Source organism: Roseivivax sediminis, assembly GCF_900112685.1.
Lineage (GTDB): Bacteria > Pseudomonadota > Alphaproteobacteria > Rhodobacterales > Rhodobacteraceae > Roseivivax > Roseivivax sediminis.
Genome location: NZ_FOMS01000001.1, coordinates 265,559 through 283,967, shown reverse-complemented (window position 1 = coordinate 283,967; position 18,409 = coordinate 265,559). Strand labels below are relative to the sequence as shown.

Annotated in this window: 16 protein-coding genes; 5 read left to right on the top strand and 11 right to left on the bottom strand. The window is 69.7% G+C overall.

Features of this window, described 5'->3' with window-relative positions; genetic code table 11:
* Positions 1 to 40 precede the first annotated feature (40 nt).
* The gene (locus tag F3H57_RS01420) at positions 41 to 550 is read right to left on the bottom strand and encodes a L,D-transpeptidase family protein (RefSeq protein ID WP_149754090.1); all 510 of its coding nucleotides are present in this window, start codon (positions 548 to 550) and stop codon (positions 41 to 43) included.
* Complete coding sequence (locus F3H57_RS01415; protein WP_149754089.1) at positions 547 to 1,548, bottom strand: LLM class flavin-dependent oxidoreductase; 1,002 nt, start codon at positions 1,546 to 1,548, stop codon at positions 547 to 549. The genes F3H57_RS01420 and F3H57_RS01415 overlap by 4 nt, the downstream gene beginning before the upstream one ends.
* A 294-nt stretch (positions 1,549 to 1,842) precedes the next feature.
* On the opposite strand from F3H57_RS01415, the gene F3H57_RS01410 reads away from it, so the two are divergent.
* The 4 genes from F3H57_RS01410 (at position 1,843) to F3H57_RS01395 (ending at position 5,954) form a co-directional block, all read left to right on the top strand.
* Positions 1,843 to 2,928, top strand: a complete 1,086-nt coding sequence (locus tag F3H57_RS01410; protein WP_149754088.1) for a polyamine ABC transporter substrate-binding protein — start codon at positions 1,843 to 1,845, stop codon at positions 2,926 to 2,928.
* 74 nt (positions 2,929 to 3,002) lie between these two features.
* Positions 3,003 to 4,148, top strand: a complete 1,146-nt coding sequence (locus F3H57_RS01405; protein ID WP_149754087.1) for an ABC transporter ATP-binding protein — start codon at positions 3,003 to 3,005, stop codon at positions 4,146 to 4,148.
* A gap of 97 nt (positions 4,149 to 4,245) precedes the next feature.
* Entirely contained in the window at positions 4,246 to 5,136 is an 891-nt protein-coding gene (locus tag F3H57_RS01400) for an ABC transporter permease subunit (protein ID WP_149754086.1), read from the top strand.
* The gene (locus F3H57_RS01395; protein WP_149754085.1) at positions 5,133 to 5,954 is read left to right on the top strand and encodes an ABC transporter permease; all 822 of its coding nucleotides are present in this window, start codon (positions 5,133 to 5,135) and stop codon (positions 5,952 to 5,954) included. The genes F3H57_RS01400 and F3H57_RS01395 overlap by 4 nt, the downstream gene beginning before the upstream one ends.
* 99 nt (positions 5,955 to 6,053) lie before the next feature.
* On the opposite strand, the gene ribA is transcribed toward F3H57_RS01395, so the two are convergent.
* Positions 6,054 to 7,142: a GTP cyclohydrolase II gene (gene ribA / locus F3H57_RS01390; RefSeq protein ID WP_149754084.1), complete on the bottom strand. Its 1,089-nt coding sequence runs from the start codon at positions 7,140 to 7,142 to the stop codon at positions 6,054 to 6,056.
* Positions 7,143 to 7,294: 152 nt separating this feature from the next.
* Here ribA and F3H57_RS01385 point away from each other — a divergent pair, with 152 nt between their 5' ends.
* The gene (locus tag F3H57_RS01385; RefSeq protein WP_149754083.1) at positions 7,295 to 7,981 is read left to right on the top strand and encodes a response regulator transcription factor; all 687 of its coding nucleotides are present in this window, start codon (positions 7,295 to 7,297) and stop codon (positions 7,979 to 7,981) included.
* Between the two features lie 370 nt (positions 7,982 to 8,351).
* Here the strand turns inward: F3H57_RS01385 and F3H57_RS01380 are convergent, their stop codons facing one another.
* The 8 genes from F3H57_RS01380 to xdhA form a co-directional block, all read right to left on the bottom strand.
* Positions 8,352 to 9,422: a BMP family ABC transporter substrate-binding protein gene (locus tag F3H57_RS01380; RefSeq protein WP_149754082.1), complete on the bottom strand. Its 1,071-nt coding sequence runs from the start codon at positions 9,420 to 9,422 to the stop codon at positions 8,352 to 8,354.
* 152 nt (positions 9,423 to 9,574) lie between these two features.
* Complete coding sequence (locus F3H57_RS01375) at positions 9,575 to 10,492, bottom strand: ABC transporter permease (RefSeq protein WP_188129570.1); 918 nt, start codon at positions 10,490 to 10,492, stop codon at positions 9,575 to 9,577.
* Complete coding sequence (locus F3H57_RS01370) at positions 10,492 to 10,776, bottom strand: hypothetical protein (protein ID WP_149754081.1); 285 nt, start codon at positions 10,774 to 10,776, stop codon at positions 10,492 to 10,494. Before F3H57_RS01370 ends, F3H57_RS01375 begins: the two co-directional genes overlap by 1 nt.
* The gene (locus tag F3H57_RS01365; RefSeq protein ID WP_149754080.1) at positions 10,773 to 11,858 is read right to left on the bottom strand and encodes an ABC transporter permease; all 1,086 of its coding nucleotides are present in this window, start codon (positions 11,856 to 11,858) and stop codon (positions 10,773 to 10,775) included. The genes F3H57_RS01370 and F3H57_RS01365 overlap by 4 nt, the downstream gene beginning before the upstream one ends.
* A gap of 180 nt (positions 11,859 to 12,038) precedes the next feature.
* Entirely contained in the window at positions 12,039 to 13,562 is a 1,524-nt protein-coding gene (locus F3H57_RS01360) for an ABC transporter ATP-binding protein (protein ID WP_149754079.1), read from the bottom strand.
* On the bottom strand, positions 13,529 to 14,461 hold the full coding sequence (gene xdhC / locus F3H57_RS01355) for a xanthine dehydrogenase accessory protein XdhC (protein WP_149754078.1): 933 nt from the start codon (positions 14,459 to 14,461) through the stop codon (positions 13,529 to 13,531). The genes F3H57_RS01360 and xdhC overlap by 34 nt, the downstream gene beginning before the upstream one ends.
* The gene (locus F3H57_RS01350; protein WP_149754077.1) at positions 14,451 to 16,937 is read right to left on the bottom strand and encodes a xanthine dehydrogenase molybdopterin binding subunit; all 2,487 of its coding nucleotides are present in this window, start codon (positions 16,935 to 16,937) and stop codon (positions 14,451 to 14,453) included. The genes xdhC and F3H57_RS01350 overlap by 11 nt, the downstream gene beginning before the upstream one ends.
* Entirely contained in the window at positions 16,934 to 18,352 is a 1,419-nt protein-coding gene (xdhA, locus tag F3H57_RS01345; protein ID WP_149754076.1) for a xanthine dehydrogenase small subunit, read from the bottom strand. Before xdhA ends, F3H57_RS01350 begins: the two co-directional genes overlap by 4 nt.
* Positions 18,353 to 18,409: the final 57 nt, after the last annotated feature.

The following is an 18,409-nucleotide window of genomic DNA, read 5'->3' as shown; positions in this document are numbered from 1 at the left end:
GCCCCCGGAGTACTTGGAACGAGAAGAAGCAGGGGCGAGCTCAGGCGGCGAGGGTCTCCGGGACGACGAGCCGCGTGTCTGGCCGGACGAGGGCGGCGATGCGGCGGAGGTGATCGGGGCGGAAGGCGATGCAGCCTGCCGTCGGGTAGCCGGGGCGGCGCCAGGCGTGCAGGAAGATCGCCGAGCCGCGGCCGGCTTCGGCGCGCGGCCAGTTCCAGTCGGTGACGAGGACGATGTCGTAGCGCGGATCGGGCAGGCGCAGGGCCTCGTGGCTGTAGCCATGCGGGGCGCGGACCATGAGGTTGTAATCCTCGTCCGCCGGATCGTCGGACCACAGATCGCCGGGCCGGAGCGGCACCGCCCAATCCGCGGGCGGGGCGAGCCGGTCGGGGCGGTAGAGAAGGCCGACGATGTCATGCGTGCCAGCCGGGGTGGCGCCGTCGCCTTCGCGCTTGTCGCGTGTGATGCCGCCGCGGCCGATCGTGCAGGGCCAGAGCCGCCCCGCGAAGCGCACCCCGCGCGGTGTCAGGACGAGGTCGCGCGGGGTCACGCCGCCGCCTCTGCGCCGAGCCGGCTCAGGGCGTCCGCCGCGATCTCGAAGGAGCGCAGGCGGGCGGCGTGGTCGTGGATCTGGCCGGTGAGGATCACCTCGTCCGGGCGATGGCGGTCGATGAGTTCCGCGAGTTGGCGCTCTACCGTTTGCGGGCTGCCCACGGCGGTCACCGAGAGGGCGCCGTCGATGGCCGGGCGCGCCTCGCGCGGGATGACCTCTGCGATATCGTTCACCGGGGCGGGCAGCTTGCCGGGCTGTCCGGTGCGCAGGCGGTAGAAGGCCTGCTGCATGGAGGTGCGCAGGCGCACGCCCTCGGCGTCGCTCTCCGCGGCGAAGACGTTGATTGCCAGCATCGTGTGCGGGTGCTGCGCCGTTTCGGACGGCTGGAAGCGGTCGCGGTAGAGGGCGAAGGCCTGATCGAGCGCCGCCGGCGCGAAATGCGAGGCGAAGGCGTAGGGCAGGCCGAGCCGCGCGGCGACCTCTGCCCCGTGCAGCGAAGAGCCGAGGATCCAGAGCGGCACCTCGGTGCCCTCGCCGGGATGGGCGTGCACGCGCAAGGATGGATCGCCGGGGCCGAGGAGGGCGCGCAGCTCGGCCACCTCGGTCTCGAACCGCTCGGCGCGCCGGGGATGGACGCCGAGCGCCTGCATCACCGCCTGGTCGCCGCCGGGGGCCCGCCCGAGGCCGAGGTCGATCCGCCCCGGATGCAACGTGGCGAGCGTGCCGAAGGCTTCGGCCACGGCGAGCGGGGCGTGGTTGGGCAGCATGATGCCGCCGGCCCCGACGCGCATGGTGCGGGTGCGGGCGGCGACGTGGCCGATCAGCACCGATGTCGCGGCGGAGGCGATGCCGGCCATGTTGTGATGCTCGGCCAGCCAGTAGCGATGATAGCCCCAGCCCTCGGCGTGCTTCGCGAGGTCTTCCATGTTGAGCAGGGCGTCGGCGGTCTCCGCACCCTCGGGCACGGGAGCGAGATCGAGAAGGGAATAGCGCATGGCGGGCTCCGGTCTGCTTCGGGGGGTGAGGTAAGGGCGCGCGGCGGCTGGTGAAAGGGGCGCGGCGCGCATGGCGGCAATGGCGCTTCGCCCCGGACGCGGCCCGGACGCGGCCCGGTCGCTGGCCCCGAGAGCGCCGGGGCGCCTGCCTTGCCGTCTGCGCCCGCCCGCTTCGTGGGCGCTTGCGGACGCCGAACGCGCGTCGCATGATCTTTTCATTGCCCGGCCGGGCAAGATTTGATCACATCCGATCCGACGGGGCCGGCAGAGCCCCCGGATCACAGGGAGCCCGACATGATTCACCGCTTGACCAGCCTGACCGCCGCCGCCGCCCTTCTGGCCGGCGCCGCCGCCGCGCAGGAGGTGCGCGTCTACAACTGGTCCGACTACATCGACGAGGATCTGCTGACCCAGTTCGAGGAAGAGACCGGGATCGACCTGATCTACGACGTCTTCGATTCGAACGAGCTTCTGGAGACCAAGATGCTCGCCGGGAACTCGGGTTACGACGTGGTGGTGCCCACCGGCACGTTCCTGCAGCGCCAGATCCAGGCGGGCGCGTTCCAGAAGCTCGACAAGGAGCAGCTGCCGAACATCGACAACCTGTGGTCCGTCGTCACCGACCGGACGGAGGCCTACGATCCGGGCAACGAGTACTCGATCAACTACATGTGGGGCACGACCGGGATCGGCGTGAACGTCGACCGCGTCCAGGAGGCGCTGGGCGAGGACGCGCCGATGAATTCCTGGGACCTGGTGTTCGATCCGGCCAACATGGAGAAGCTGGCCGAGTGCGGTGTGCATTTCCTCGACGCGCCTGCAGAGATGATTCCCGCCGCGCTCAACTACATCGGCGAGGATCCCAACAGCCACGACCCCGAGGTGATCGAACAGGCCGGCGACGTGTACGCCGAGATCCGGCCCCATATACAGAAATTCCACAGCTCGGAATACATCAACGCGCTGGCGAACGGCGAGATCTGCGTGGCCGTGGGCTGGTCAGGCGACATCCTGCAGGCGCGCGACCGGGCGGCCGAGGCCGAGAACGGCGTGACCGTGGAATACAGCATCCCGAAGGAAGGCGCGCAGATGTGGTTCGACCAGATGGCAATCCCGGCGGATGCCCCGAACCCCGAGGCCGCGCACGAATTCCTCAACTTCATCCTCGACGCGGAGAACATGGCGCAGGCGTCCAACTACGTCTACTACGCCAATGGCAACGAGGCGTCTCAGGAATATCTCAACGAGGACGTCATCGGCGATCCGGCGATCTACCCCGACCAGGAGACGCTGGACAATCTCTACACCACAACGCCCTACGATCCGCGCGTGCAGCGCACGGTCACCCGACTCTGGACATCGATCAAGTCGGGGGTCTGAGCCTCCCGCGTCCTTGGGCCCGCCGCCCCGCGCGGCGGGCTTGCGTGCGTCCTCACATCTCAAGGTGACGATCCATGTCCACCGCCACCGCTGAGCGGACCCGACCGGCGGTCTTCGCGCCCTGGGACGACCCGGACGCGACGCCGCTGATCGAGTTTCGCGGCGTCACCAAGCGCTTCGGCGACTTCACCGCGATCGACGATCTGACGCTCGACATCTACGCCAAGGAGTTCTTCGCGCTGCTCGGGCCGTCGGGCTGCGGCAAGACGACGATGATGCGGATGCTCGCCGGCTTCGAGACGCCGACCGAGGGGAGTATTCACCTGTCGGGGCAGGATATCGGCCGGGTGCCGCCGAACCGGCGCGCGGTCAACATGATGTTCCAGAACTACGCGCTCTTCCCGCACCTGTCGGTGTGGGAGAACATCGCCTTCGGCTTGAAGCGCGAGGGGCGCGAGAAGGGCGAGATCGACGAGCGCGTGACCGAGATGCTGCGCCTGACGCGGCTGGAGAAGTTCGCGCGCCGCAAGCCGCACCAGATCTCGGGCGGGCAGCGGCAGCGCGTGGCGCTGGCGCGCTCTCTCGCCAAGGCGCCGAAGCTGCTGCTGCTCGACGAACCTCTGGGCGCGCTCGACAAGAAGCTGCGCGAAGAGACGCAGTTCGAGCTCATGGACATCCAAGAGAAGACCGGCACGACGTTCGTGATCGTCACCCACGACCAGGAAGAGGCAATGACGGTCGCCTCCCGCGTGGCGGTGATGGACGAGGGGCGCATCGTTCAGGTGGCGACACCGCCGGTGATCTACGAGCAGCCGGCGTCGCTCTACGTGGCCGATTTCATCGGCGACGTGACGATCATCGAGGGCACGGCGCGGCGCGCCGAGGGCGGCTACACGGTCGAGTGGGCCGAGGGGCAACCGCCGCTGCGCGTGCGCTCGGGTCTCGACCTCGCGGAAGGGGCGCGCTGCCACGTGGCGATCCGGCCTGAGAAGGTGGAGATCCACCGCAACCGGGTGGAGGACGACAACGTCCTCAAGGGCACGGTGATCGACATCGGCTATCTGGGGAACCTGTCCACGTACCACGTGCGGCTGGCCGACGGGCGGGTGGTGAAGGCGCAGAACTTCAACACCGAACGCGACACCCGCCAGCCCTTCACCTGGGAGGACGAGGTGTGGATCAACTGGACCGCCGGCTGCGGCGTCCTTCTGGAGCGGTGAGCGTGGCGGGCGAGGCCGGGCGCAAGGTGAGCAGATTGCCCACCCTACATTTCGCCGCGCCGGCGTATGGCCGTGCGCGCGGGGCGGAGGCCGCGGCATGAGGCGGCTGGCGGTCATCGCGCTGCCTTATCTGTGGCTTTTGGCGCTGTTTCTGGTGCCCTTCGTAATCGTTCTGAAGATCTCGCTGTCGGATATCGCGGTGGCGATCCCGCCCTATACGCCGACGCTCGATCTGTCGGAGGGCTGGGCCGGGATCCGTGACTTCCTGTCGGGGCTCGATTTCGAGAACTTCGTGTTCCTGACGCAGGACGATCTTTACTGGCGGGCGTATCTGAGCTCCGTCTGGATCGCGTTCGTCTCCACGCTCATCACCCTCGCGATCGGCTATCCGATCGCCTACGGGATGGCGCGCGCGGCGCCGGAATGGCGGCCGACGCTGCTCATGCTGGTGATCCTGCCGTTCTGGACCTCGTTCCTGATCCGCGTCTACGCCTGGATCGGGATCCTGTCGTCGGACGGCATCCTCAACCGCGTGCTGATGGACCTGTGGATCATCGACGCGCCGCTGCAGATCCTCAACTCGACCAATGCCGTCTATGTCGGCATCGTCTACACCTACCTGCCGTTCATGGTGCTGCCGATCTACGCCACGCTGGAGAAGATGGACGATGCGCTTCTGGAGGCGGCCGAGGACCTCGGCGCCTCGCGGCTGGGCGCGTTCTGGCTGGTCACCTGGCCGCTGTCGCGCGGCGGCGTGGTCGCCGGGTGCTTTCTGGTGTTCATCCCGGCGATCGGGGAATTCGTGATCCCGTCGCTCCTCGGGGGCTCGGACACGCTGATGATCGGCAAGGTTCTGTGGGAGGAGTTCTTCTCCAACCGTGACTGGCCGGTGGCGAGCGCGGTGGCGATCATCCTTCTGCTGATCCTGATCGTGCCCATCGTGCTGTTCCAGCGCAACGAGCAGAAGCAGCGGGAGCGCGAGGGATGAATCGGTTTTCGTGGTTCAACGCGACCTCGCTGACGCTGGGCTTCGCGTTCCTTTACTTGCCGATGGTCATCCTGGTGATCTACAGCTTCAACGCCTCGCAACTCGTCACCGTCTGGGGCGGCTTCTCGACCCGCTGGTACGGCGAGCTTCTGCGCGACGAGGCGTTCCTCGACGCCGCCTGGGTGACGGTGCGGGTGGCGGTGCTGTCCTCGACGCTCGCCACGGTGCTGGGCACGCTCGCGGCGCTGACGCTGGTGCGGATGGGCCGGTTTCGCGGACGGACGCTGTTTTCGGGCATGATCTACGCGCCGCTGGTGATGCCAGAGGTGATCACCGGGCTGTCGCTGCTGCTGCTGTTCATCGGCATCGGGCTCGACCGCGGGATCTTTACCGTGGTGCTGGCGCACACGACCTTTTCGATGTGCTACGTCTCGGTGGTGGTGTCCTCTCGGCTCGCCACCTTCGACCGGGCGCTGGAGGAGGCGGCGCTCGACCTCGGCTGCACGCCGGCGCAGGCATTCCGGCTGGTGACGCTGCCGATCATCGCGCCGGCGGTGATCTCGGGCTGGCTTCTGGCGTTCACGTTGTCGCTCGACGATCTGGTGATCGCGTCCTTCACCACCGGGCCCTCGGCGACGACGCTGCCGATCAAGATCTTCTCGGCGGTGCGGCTGGGGGTGAGCCCGCAGATCAACGCGCTGTCGACGATCCTGATCGGGATGGTGGCGATCGGGGTGATCGCGGCGTCGCTGGCCACCAAGCGGCGGGCGGTGCTGGCCGAGCGCGATACCCGCGCGGCGGAGCGGGCGGAGGGGTGAGGAGCGAGGGCGCTGCCCTCGCGCTCCCGGAGTATTTTGAACGAGAAGAAGAGAGAGGCACGATAGAGCCCGGCGTGGGCCGCGGGGGCGGATGGCGTCTCAGAGGAGGTGGCCGGACTTCTTTGCCTTGGTCTCGAGGTAGTGGTGATTGAAGCGGGTCTCGCCGACGCGGAGGGGGACGCGCTCGGCCACCGCGATGCCGCTGTCTTCCATGCGCGCGATCTTGGCGGGGTTGTTGGTCAGAAGGCGCACCTTGCCCACGCCGAGCCGCTCGAGGATCTGCGCGCCGAGGCGGAAGTCGCGTTCGTCGTCCTCGAAGCCGAGGCGGTGGTTCGCCTCCACCGTGTCGAAGCCCTGGTCCTGGAGGGCGTAGGCGCGCATCTTGTTGGCAAGCCCGATGCCGCGGCCCTCCTGGTTGAGATAGAGCAGGATGCCGGCGCCTTCGGCCCCCATCTGCGCCAGCGCGGCGTTGAGCTGCGGGCCGCAATCGCATTTCAGCGAGCCGAGAAGATCGCCGGTGAAGCAGGCCGAGTGCAGGCGCGCAAGGACCGGGGCGGCGCGGTCGGGGCGGCCGATCTCGATCGCGTAATGTTCCTCGGAGCCGTCCTCGGGGCGGAAGATGTGCAGGCGCGCGTCCTCGGCGGCGCGGAGCGGCACGCGCGCGGTGACGACGTGATCGAGCGGGCTGAGGCGCATCAGGTGCGGCGCCGCCGCCACCGCGTCGATGCAGCCGAGCCGGTGGGTCGCGGCGGTGCCGGCGGGATCGGCGAGCGGGACGACGAGCGCCGCGGGCAGAAGGCGCGCGGATTTCACGAGGGTCAGCGCGAGGCGGTGCAGTGTCGCGTCGCCGCCGCGGCGGGTGACGAGCGGGCCCTTCATCGGGCGGGCGAGGTCGTCCTTGGGGTCGGCGAGGGCGGTGACCCAGTCGCGGTGCGCGTCCTCGGGCAGGGCGACGCGGGCGATGTCGCCGTCATAGGCGCGTGCCTTTAGCGTCTCGGCCCGCCGGCCGGTGATTGCGAGGTCGACGGGGCCGAGCGCGCGCATGTCCGCGAGCCGGTCCGCGGTCAGCGTCTCGGCGGCGAGGACCAGCGCGGCACCGGCCGCGCCCTCCAGCACCACCGGCACCCCCATGCGCAGGTCGCCGCGCGCCCGGGCGAGCGTTTCGGTCAGGTCGGGAGCGAGGGACATCGGCGCGCCTTTCGCGGACGGTCGGGGCTGAAGTGTGAAACACGGTTGTAACAAAGCCGCCACCGGGACACGAGGGCGTGAGAGCCGTGCCACAAACATTGCCGCCGCGCCCGGTGCATCACATTTGCGGGAAAATGACGGAGGACCGCAAGATGGCCCAGCTGAAGAACATTCTTCTCGTCGACGACGACGACGACCTGCGCGAGGCGCTCGCCGAACAGCTCGTTCTGACCGAGGACTTCGAGGTCTTCGAGGCGGAAAGCGGCGCTGTCGCCATGGCGCGCGTGAAGGAGCAGCTCTTCGACCTGATCATCCTCGACGTGGGGCTGCCGGACAATGACGGCCGCGAGGTCTGCCGGTTGATGCGCAAGCAGGGGGTGAAGGCGCCGATCCTGATGCTGACGGGGCACGACAGCGACGCCGACACGATCCTGGGGCTCGATGCCGGGGCGAACGACTACGTGACCAAGCCTTTCAAGTTCCCGGTGCTGCTGGCGCGGATCCGTGCGCAGCTGCGCCAGCACGAGCAATCCGAGGACGCGGTGTTCCAGCTCGGACCCTACACGTTCCGGCCGGCGATGAAGCTTCTCGTGGACGAGGCGGACAAGAAGATCCGCCTGACGGAGAAGGAGACCAACATCCTCAAGTTCCTCTACCGCGCGCCGGAGGGCGTTGTGGCGCGCGACGTGCTCCTGCACGAGGTATGGGGTTACAATGCCGGCGTGACGACGCACACGCTGGAGACGCACATCTACCGGCTGCGCCAGAAGATCGAGCCGGACCCGTCCAACGCGCGGCTTCTGGTGACCGAATCCGGGGGCTACCGTCTGATGTCCTGATGTCCTGGATTTCTGACCGGACGCCGGGAACCTGCTGCGGGTATCCGTGTTCCTGTCAGAGCCCGTTGGCACGTGCGGGACATCGCGTGCCGAACCTCCCTGTTGGACTTGGCCGGGCTTTGTGCCCGGCCTTTTTTTCGTCCTGCCGCGGCACGCCTTCTTGACCGCGCCGAGCGAGCGTGCCCCCGCTCGCGCTCCCCGTGGCCCGGTCGGCCAGATGAGGGGAGGGGCGCGCTTTTCCCGCGGCGTGAGACGCTGCTCCTGGCGCGGCCTGCGGGCGGTGCGGTGCCGAGCGCGGGGGCGAAGCTGCGGTGCGCGGCGCGCCTTGGCGACGAGGGCGGCGGATGAATCCGCCCTCGCCGCCTAGGGTTCAGTTCGGGATCTCGCCGGTCAGACCCTCGACATAGAAATCCATGCCGAGAAGCGTGCCGTCGTCGGCGGTCTCGCCCTCGGCGAGCCAGGCCGAGCCGTCCTGCCGGTTGATGGGTCCGGTGAACGGGTGATATTCGCCGCTGGCGATCTCTTCCTTGAGTGCGAGAGCTTCCTCGCGCACCTCTTCGGGAACGGCGTCGGTGATCTCTCCGATCTCGACCATGCCCTCGTCGATGCCGTGCCAGACCTGCTGGCTTTCCCAGGTGCCGTCGATCACCGCCTGGACGCGATCGATGTAGTAGGGCGCCCAGTCGTCGATGATCGAGGACACCCGCGGCTGCGGCTTGTACTCGGCCATGTCGGAGGCCTGACCGAAGGTGATGACGTCGCCGGCCTCCTGAGCGGCCGCTTGCGGCGCGGTGGAATCCGTGTGCTGCAGGATCACGTCGTTGCCGTTCTCGATCAGCGCGCGGGCGGCGTCGGCCTCTTTCGCGGGGTCGAACCAAGTGTAGGCCCAGACAACGGAGAACTCGACATCGGGGTTCACCTTGCTGGCGTGGAGGTAGGCGGAGTTGATGCCGCGGATGACCTCGGGGATCGGGAAAGACGCGATGTAGCCGATCTTGTTCGTTTCGGTCATCGAGCCGGCGATGTGGCCCTGGATGGCGCGGCCTTCGTAGAAGCGCGCCGAGTAGGTGGAGACGTTGTCGGCGGTCTTGTAGCCGGTGGCGTGTTCGAACTTCACGTCCGGGAACTTGGCGGCCACTTCCATCGTCGGATCCATGTAGCCGAACGAGGTGGTGAAGATGATGTCGGCGCCCGACAGCGCCATCTGGGTGATCGCGCGCACCGCGTCGGCGCCCTCGGGGACGCTCTCCTGGTACACCGTCTCGACGGCGTCGCCGAAATGCTCCTCGACCGCGAGGCGGGCCTGGTTGTGCTCGTAGGTCCAGCCGCCGTCGCCGATCGGTCCGACATAGATGAAGCCCGCCTTGACGGGATCGTCCTGGGCGAAGGCCGGCGCGGCGGCGAGGATCGCGGCGCTCGCGAGCAAGGTTCTGCGGTTCATGTGTCGTCTCCCCTGAGGTCTTGGTCGTTCGGGCCCGATCATCGTCGGGTTCGATGGCACTGCGCAAGGCCCACATGCGCTCGACGGCCGGAAAGGCAACGATTCCAAGGGCGACGCCTCGGGCGAGCCCAGCGAAGAGGCTCGGCCCCGGACTAAAGGCCCGGGTGAAAGGGCCGGCCGAGCGAGCCGGGCGCGCCGTGCACCCCGCGGGCAGAGATGATCACCAGCACCAGGATCGTCACGAGGTAGGGCGAGGCCGACAGGATCGCGACCGGCACGTCCGCGCCCGCGGCCTGCAGGTTGAGCTGCAGCACCGTCACCCCGCCGAAGAGGTAGGCGCCGATCAGCACCCGCCACGGCCGCCAGGACGCGAAGACCACGATGGCCAGCGCGATCCAGCCGGCGCCGGCCGTCATCCCCTCGGTCCATTGCGGCACGCGCACGAGGCTCAGGTAGGCGCCGCCGAGCCCGGCGCAGGCGCCGCCGAAGAAGATCGCCATCAGGCGGATGCGCACCACCTTGTAGCCGAGCGCGTGGGCGGCGTCGTGGTTCTCGCCCACCGCGCGCAGGATCAGGCCGGCGCGGGTGAATTTCAGCACCGCCCAGACCGCGGCGACGAGCGCGATCGACAGGTAGACCATGATGTCGTGCGAAAAGAGGATCCGGCCGAGGATCGGCAGGTCCGACAACGGGCCGAGGTCGAGCTTGGGCAGGGTGGGGGACTTCATCCCCTCGTAGGGCTTGCCGATCAGCGCCGAGAGACCCAGCCCGACCAGCGTCAGCCCCAGCCCCGTCGCCACCTGGTTCGACAGCAGTAGCTGCGTGAGAACGCCGAAGCTCAGCGACAGCACCGCCGAGGCGAGCGCCGCGGCGGCAAAGCCCGCGCCGGGGCTGCCGCTGTTCACGGCGACGGCGAAGCCGACGACGGCGCCGGTAATCATCATCCCCTCGACGCCGAGGTTCAGAACGCCCGATCGCTCCACCACCGTCTCGCCGATGGCAGCCAGCAGGATCGGCGTGGCCGAGACCATGATGCTGGCGATCAGCAGGATCGGATTGATGCTCTCCATCACCGCGGCCCTCCCGAGGGATCGAACGAGGCGGCCCAGAAGAGGAAGGCGATAAAGCCGCCCGCGATCAGGCCGAGGATCGCCGCGCGCAGATCCAGCGTGCCGCGCCGCCGGTCGAGCCACCAGGCCAGCGCGTAGAGCACCGCCAGGGCGGGCAGCCCGATGAAGGGCGCCCCGAAGACCATCGCGGCGAAGGCGATGCCATAGCCCGGGATCGCCGCCGAGAGCGTGGCGACAAGCAGGAAGACGACGAGCGCGCGGCCCTGGCGGCTGGCGAGGATCATGCCGTCTCTCCCCGGCTCAGGCGCAGGCGGTAATTGGTGAACACGTCGACGCCCAGAAGGCAGAACAGCAGCATCCCCTGGAAAAGCTGGATCGACGCGCCCGGCACCCCAAGCATGAGCTGCGCCAGCTCTCCGCCGATATAGGTCAGCGCCATCAGAAGGCCGGCGAGCAGGATGCCCACCGGATGCAGCCGGCCGAGGAAAGCGACGATGATCGCGGTGAAGCCGTAGCCCGAGTTGAAGTCGATGGAGATCTGCCCGGCCGGTCCGCTGACCTCGAAGAACCCGGCGAGCCCGGCGAGCGCCCCGGCGGTGCCGAGGCAGAAGATCACCACCCGCGCCGGGCTGACGCCGGAAAAGCGCGCCGCGCGCGGCGCCTCGCCCGACAGGCGGATGTTGAAGCCCTGGATGTGCCGCGTGAGCAGCACGTAGGTCAGGATCACCGCGACGAAGGCGGCGACCACGCCCCAATGCATGCCGGTATCGGCGATCAACTCGTTGTTCGCGGCCGACCCCCATTCGCGCAGGTTGCGCGAGCCGGGAAAGCCCATGCCGTCGGGATTGCGCAACAGGCCCGAGGACACCGAGGCGAGGATCGACTCGGCCACGTAGACCAGCATCAGCGACACCAGGATCTCGTTGGTGCCGAAGCGGGTCTTCAGGATCGCCGGGATCATCGCCCAGGCCCAGCCGCCGAGCGCCCCGGCCAGCACCATCATCGGGAAGATCAGCACCGACGAGGCGGGATAGAAGGCCAGCCCCGCGCCGGCGCCGCAGATCGCGCCCATGATGTACTGCCCCTCGGCGCCGATGTTCCAGATCCCGGCGCGAAAGCCCAGCGACAGGCCGATGGCGATGAGGATCAGCGGCCCCGCCTTCACCAGAAGCTGCGGCCGCGAATAGGAGGCGAATTGCGGATTGAAGAGCGGATCCCAGAAGATCGTCCTGATCGCCTCCAGCGGCGCCACCCCGAGTGCGGCGAACATCGCCCCGCCGAGGATCATCGTCAGCACCACCGCGGCGAGCGGCGCGGCCCAGGTCCACACCCGCGAGGGCTGGCGGCGGCGCTCCAGCGCGATCATGCGCCCGTCCTCCGGCCGGTAGCGCGGGCGGCAGCCGCGGATTTCGAGTATTTTTGACGAGAAGAAGCCAGGGGACCTTCAAGGGCCCCCGCTGCTGCGCGCCGCGGCAGCCGCAGAAGACCGCGCCCCTGCTTCTTCTCGTTCCAAATACTCACATCCGGCGCCGCCACAGGCGCGCGGTCAGGCCGTTCCATGCGCCACCTCCATGTCGTGCGCCCCGCCCATCATCAGGCCGATGCGTTCCATCGTCAGCCCCGCGACCGGCCGCGCCGGCGACAGCCGCCCTTCGTTCAGCGCCGCGAAACGGTCGGAGATCTGCATCAGCTCGTCGAGGTCCTGGCTGATCACCAGGATCGCCGCGCCCTCCGCGGCGAGGTCAAGGAGCGCCTGCCGGATCGCCGCCGCCGCGGCCGCATCGACGCCCCAGGTCGGCTGGTTCACCACCAGTACCTCGGGCCGCTGCAGGATCTCGCGCCCGATGACGAATTTCTGCAGGTTGCCGCCCGAGAGCGCCCGCGCCGCCGTGCCGGGGCCGGGGGTGCGCACGTCGAATCTCTCGATGACCTTCTCGGCAAAGCCCTTCGCTCGCGCCCAGTCGATGAAGCCGCGCCGGACGATACGCTCGCGCCGCGCCGCGGTCAGCACGCCGTTCTCGGTCAGGCTCATGTCCGGCGCGGCGGCGTGGCCGAGCCGTTCCTCGGGCGCCGACAGAAGCCCCGCGTCCCGACGCGCCACCGGCCTGCGCCGGCTCACGTCCTGTCCCATGAGGAAGATCGTTCCGCGCGGCGCCAGCCGCTCGCCCGAGAGCGCCGACAGAAGCTCGTCCTGTCCGTTCCCGGCGACCCCGCCGATCCCCAGCACCTCGCCCCGGCTGAGCTCGAACCCGACATCGCGCAGGGGCGTGCCGAAGGCGCCGGGCGCCGAAAGGCTCAGTCCCGCGACCTCGAGCGCGACTTCCCCCGGCGCGGTGCCGCGCGGTTCGGGCGCGGCGAAGCTCGATCCCACCATCATCTCCGCCAGCTCGCGCGCGGAGGTCTCGGTCGGCGTGCAGGTGGCCACGCGCTTGCCAAGCCGCAGGATCGTCGCGGTGTCGCAGAGCGCCCGGATCTCGTCCAGCTTGTGCGAGATGTAGAGGATCGACCGCCCCTCGGACTTCAGCTTGCGCAGCGTGGCGAACAGGATCTCCACCTCCTGCGGCGTCAGCACCGACGTCGGCTCGTCCATGATCAGAAGCTGCGGCTCCTGCAGCAGGCAGCGCACGATCTCGACCCGCTGGCGCTCCCCGGCCGAAAGCGTGCCGACCGTGCGGTAGGGATCGAGCGGCAAGCCGTATTCCTCGGACACGTCGCGGATCTGCCGGGCGAGGTCGCGGGTCTTCGGCGGCGTCTCCATCCCCAGCGCGACGTTCTCGGCCACCGGCAGCGCATCAAAGAGCGAGAAGTGCTGGAACACCATCGCCACACCCGCGCGCCGGGCGGCGGAGGGCTCGGCCGGGGCGAACGGCGCCCCGCGCAGCGCCATCTCGCCGGCATCGGGCTGCACGAGCCCGTAGATCATCTTGACCAGCGTCGACTTGCCCGCGCCGTTTTCGCCCAGAAGCGCGTGGATCTCGCCGTGCCCGATATCGAAGGACACGTCGTCGTTGGCAACGACGCCGGGATAGGCCTTGGTCAGGCCCCGGAGGCTGAGGAGTGGCTCGTCCAACGCGCACCGTCCCTGTGGTGTTTTCTGCCCAGTAGATCGGCGGCGACGCCGAGCGCAATGGCCTGCGGGTGCTTGCCAAGCGATTTCTGCCCAATCGGGCAGCAGATGCGCGCGATATGGGCGTCGGCATGGCCGAGCGCGGCCAGCCGCGACCGGAACCGCGCCCACTTGGTGTCCGACCCGATCAGCCCGGCAAAGCCGAAGCCGCGGGACAGCAGCGCATGGCAGATCGCCAGGTCGATCTCGTGGCTGTAGGTCAGCACCAGGTGCCAGGCCTCTTGCGGTGCCGTGGCGACGGCGCGGGCCGGCTCGGCCACCGGCAGGCAGCGGGCGGCGGGCGCGTCGGGAAAGCGCTCCGGCGCGGTGTCCACCCAGGTCAGCTCGAATTCCGGCAAGGGGGCCAGCGCGCCGATGAGCGCCCGCCCGACATGCCCCGCGCCCCAGATCCACAGCGGCACGGCGTGCTCCGCCCCCGGCTCCACGAACCAGTCCCGAATCAGCCGCGGCGCCGGCATCTCGCCGCGCGCCCGCGCCGCGCCGAGGATGCGCCGCACCGCAAGCGGCGCCTCGCCCGGCCCGCGCGCGATCACCGGCCCGTCGAGCGCCGCCGCGCGGCCCGCGTCGTAGACCTCCGTCAGCAGCGTCACCGCTCCTCCGCAGCACTGGCCGAGCGCCGGGCCGAGCGGGTAGCGCCGCAGACCCTCGCGGCCGAACGCCTCCCGCGCGGCTTCGAATTCCAGCGCGCCGCCGCCGATGGTGCCCGCCTGTCCGCCGTCCCAGACCAGCATCGCCGCGCCGACCTCGCGCGGGGCCGATCCATGCACCTCGGCGACCACCACGCGGGCCACCCGCCCGTGTCGCGCCACGGCCTCCCGCAGGGCGGCGGTGTCAAAACCCATCGCGCACCGTCTGGATCGCCGTCAGCACACGCTCGGGCGTCGCCGGTGCGTCGAGCGCGGGATAGCCCGGCCCGCAGGCCGCGACCGCGTCCGAGAGCGCCATGAAGGCCGAGATCCCCAGCATCAGCGGCGGCTCGCCCACCGCCTTGGAGCGGTAGATCGTGTCCTCCCGGTTCGCCCCGTCCCAGAGCGCCACGTTGAACACGCGCGGCGCGTCCGAGGCGGCGGGGATCTTGTAGGTCGACGGCGCGTGCGTGCGCAATCGGCCGTCGTCGTCCCAAACCAGCTCCTCGGTGGTCAGCCAGCCGGCGCCCTGCACGAAGCCGCCCTCGATCTGGCCGATGTCGATGGCCGGGTTCAGCGAGGCGCCCGCATCGTGCAGGATGTCGGTGCGCAGCATCCGGTACTCGCCGGTCAGCGTGTCGACCACGACCTCCGTGCAGGCCGCCCCGTAGGCGAAGTAGAAGAACGGCCGTCCCTGGCCCCGGATCCGGTCCCAGTCGAGCTTCGGGGTCCGATAGTAGCCGGTCGACGACAGCGACACGCGCCCCTCGTAGCAGAGCTTCACGGCCTGCGCGAAATCGAGGCTCTCGCCGCCGACCTCCACCCGGCCCTCCGCGAAACGAACCGCCTCAGGCGCGGCCTGATACCGCTTCGCCAGATGCGCCGCCATGCGGTCCCGGATCGTGTCGCAGGCCGCCTTCACCGCCATGCCGTTGAGGTCCGACCCCGACGATGCAGCCGTGGCCGAGGTGTTCGGCACCTTGCCAGTATCGGTGGCGGTGATCTTGACCGCGCAGACGTCCACCCCGAACCGGTCGGCGGCCACCTGCGCGACCTTCTGGAACAGGCCCTGTCCCATCTCCGTGCCGCCATGGTTCATCGCGATGGAGCCGTCCTGGTAGACATGCACCAGCGCCCCGGCCTGGTTGAGATGCGTGAGCGTGAACGAGATCCCGAACTTCACCGGCGTCAGCGCCAGCCCCCGCTTCAGGATCGGGTTCGCTGCGTTCCACTCCGTCACCGCCCGGCGTCGCGCCGCGTAACTGCAGCTCTCTGCCAGTTGCCCGGTAAGCCCGCCCAGCACGAAATCCTCGACTGCCATGCCGTAGGGCGTGGTCTGCGCGCCCTCAGGTGCCGGCGCGCCGCAACCCTGCGGCACCGTGCCAAGTGCCCCGCGCGAGGCCACGTCGACCGAGGGATCCTCCGGCAGGTCGGGCCCGTCCCGCGCTTCCGTCCCGACAGGGGCACCGTCCCCCTGCTTCTTCTCGTCCGAAATACTCTCGGGGGGGCGTGCCTCCGGCGCGCGGGGGGCGGACAGCCCCCCTCCCTCCATCTCCGCGTAGTAATTCCGCCGCCGCAGTTCCAGCGCGTCGATCCCCAGCACGTGCGCGGCGTGGTCCATCACCCGCTCGATCCCCAGCATCCCCTGCGGGCCGCCGAAGCCGCGGAAGGCGGTGGCGCTCTGGGTGTTGGTCTTCAGCCGGTGGCTCTCGATCCGCGCGGCGGGCAGGTGATAGGCGTTGTCGGAATGCAGCATCGCCCGGTCGGCGACCGGCAGCGACAGGTCCTGCGCCCAGCCGCAGCGCATGTAATGCTCGAACTCCACGCCGGCGATCCGGCCGTCCGCGTCGAAGCCGGCGCGGTAGTCGATGCGCAGGTCGTGCCGCTTTCCGGTGATCGTCATGTCGTCGTCGCGGTCGTAGCGCATGCGGCAGGGCCGCCCGGTCGCCCGCGCCGCCACCGCGCAGGCGACGGCGAGCGCGTTGCCCTGGCTCTCCTTGCCGCCGAAGCCGCCGCCCATGCGCCGCGTCTCCACGCGCACGCCATGCATCGGCAGGCCGAGCGCATCGGCGACCTTGTGCTGGATTTCCGTCGGGTGCTGGGTCGAGGCGTGAACGACCATGTCGCCGCCCTCCTGCGGCAGCGCCAGCGCCGCCTGGCCCTCGAGGTAGAAATGTTCCTGCCCGCCGATGGCGATGGAGCCCTCGACGACATGCGCGGCACCGTCGATGGCCTCGCCCGCGTCGCCCTTCTGCCAGATCCGCGGGCCTTCCTCGAAACGGCTGTCGGCTTCCAGCGCCTCTTCGAGGGTCAGGAGCGCGTCGCGCCGCTCCGTTTCCATCTTCGCCAGCCGCGCCGCCTTCCGTGCCGCGAGGTGCGAGGTCGCCACCACGAGGAAAACTGGCTGGCCGAGATAGTGCACCGAATGCCCCGAGAGCAGCGGTTCGTCGTGGATCGAGGGCGAGACGTCGTTGGCAAATGGCAGGTCGGAGGCTTCCAGCACCGTCACCACGCCGGGCGCCGCGCGCACCGGGGCAAGATCGAGCGACACGATCCGCCCCGCCGCGATGGGCGAAAGGCCGAAGGCGAGCGACAGGCAGTCCCGCGGTGCGGGGACATCGTCGACGTAGCGCGCGGCGCCGGTGACGTGCAGCCGCGCGGCGTCGTGGGGCAGGGGCTTGGACACGCTCATGGCGCCACCTTCAGAACGTCGGTTTCTGCGCCGAGGTCCTCCAAGAGGTACCGGGCCAGGAGGTTGCGCGCGATCATCAAGCGGTAGTCGGACGAGGCGCGCATGTCGCTCAGCGGCTGGAAATCCGCGGCGAAGGCGTCCCAGGCCGCCGCGATCGCGTCCCCGGACCAGCGCTGCCCGATCAGCGCGCGCTCCACCGCTTCGGCGCGCTTCGGCACGCCGGCCATGCCGCCGAAGGCGATGCGCGTGGCCGTGACGCGCCCGTCCGCGACCGAGATGTCGAAGGCGCCGCAGATGGCCGAGATGTCCTGGTCGAAGCGCTTGGAGATCTTCCAGACCTTCATGCGCGGCGCCTGGGCGGGTAGCGACACCGCCTCCACGATCTCGCCGGGGCGCAGGTCCTGCCGGCCGTATTCGAGGAAGAAGTCCTCCAGCGGCATCTCGCGCCGCCCCGCCGCATGGGCCAGATGCAGCGTCGCGCCGAGCGCGATCAGCGGCGGCGGGTTGTCCCCGATGGGCGAGCCGTTGGCGATGTTGCCGCCGATCGTCGCAGCCGCGCGCACCTGACCGCCGCCGTAGCGGCGGATCATCTCCGCGTAGGACGGGTGGTGGCCGGCCATCAGCCGGTGCACCCGGTCCATGGTCACGCCCGCGCCGATGCGGATCGTGTCGTCCTCAACGGTGATCTCCTGCAACTCGCGGCAGCGGCCGAGGAAGATTGCCTCGCCGAGGTCCTGAAGCCCCTTCGTGACCCAGAGCCCCACATCGGTGGCGCCGGCGATCAACGTCGCCTCGGGGCGCGCGGCCGTGCTCTCCAGAAGCGAGTCCAGCGTTTCGGGGGCCTCCCAGCCGGGGCCGGGCGTCAACAGGTAGGGTGGGCGATCCCGCAGACCGGCCGCGGTGTCGTCAATCGCCGCGGCGGACACCGCATCGTCGTGCATCCAGGCCGGCACCCGAGCCGCTGCGGCGTCCTCCGCGGCGCGAACGATCGGCGCGTAGCCGGTGCAGCGGCAGAGGTTCCCGGCCAGCGCGTCGTCGTGCCGCCGGTCGTCGTTGAGATGCGCGACCGCCATCGTCACGATGAAGCCCGGCGTGCAGAAGCCGCACTGGCTGCCGTGGCGGGCGATCATCGCGTCCTGCACCGGGTGCAGCGCGCCGTCCGGTCCGGCGATCCCCTCCACGGTGCGCACCGCCTTGCCGTGAAGCTGCGGCAGGAACAGGATGCAGGCGTTGAGCGCCCGTGCCCCGTCCGCATCGGTGACCATGACCGAACAGGCGCCGCAATCGCCTTCGTTGCAGCCTTCCTTCGTGCCGGTGAGGCCGCGCGCCTCGCGCAGCCAGTCCAGCAGCGTGGTCGTGGCGCCCACGCCCCGCAGCTCGACCCTCTCTCCGTTCAGAAGAAAGTCGATATCCATGCAAGATGACCCGCCGCGTTACAGATCGACCGTGGTCCCGCGCGCCCTCGATGCGGC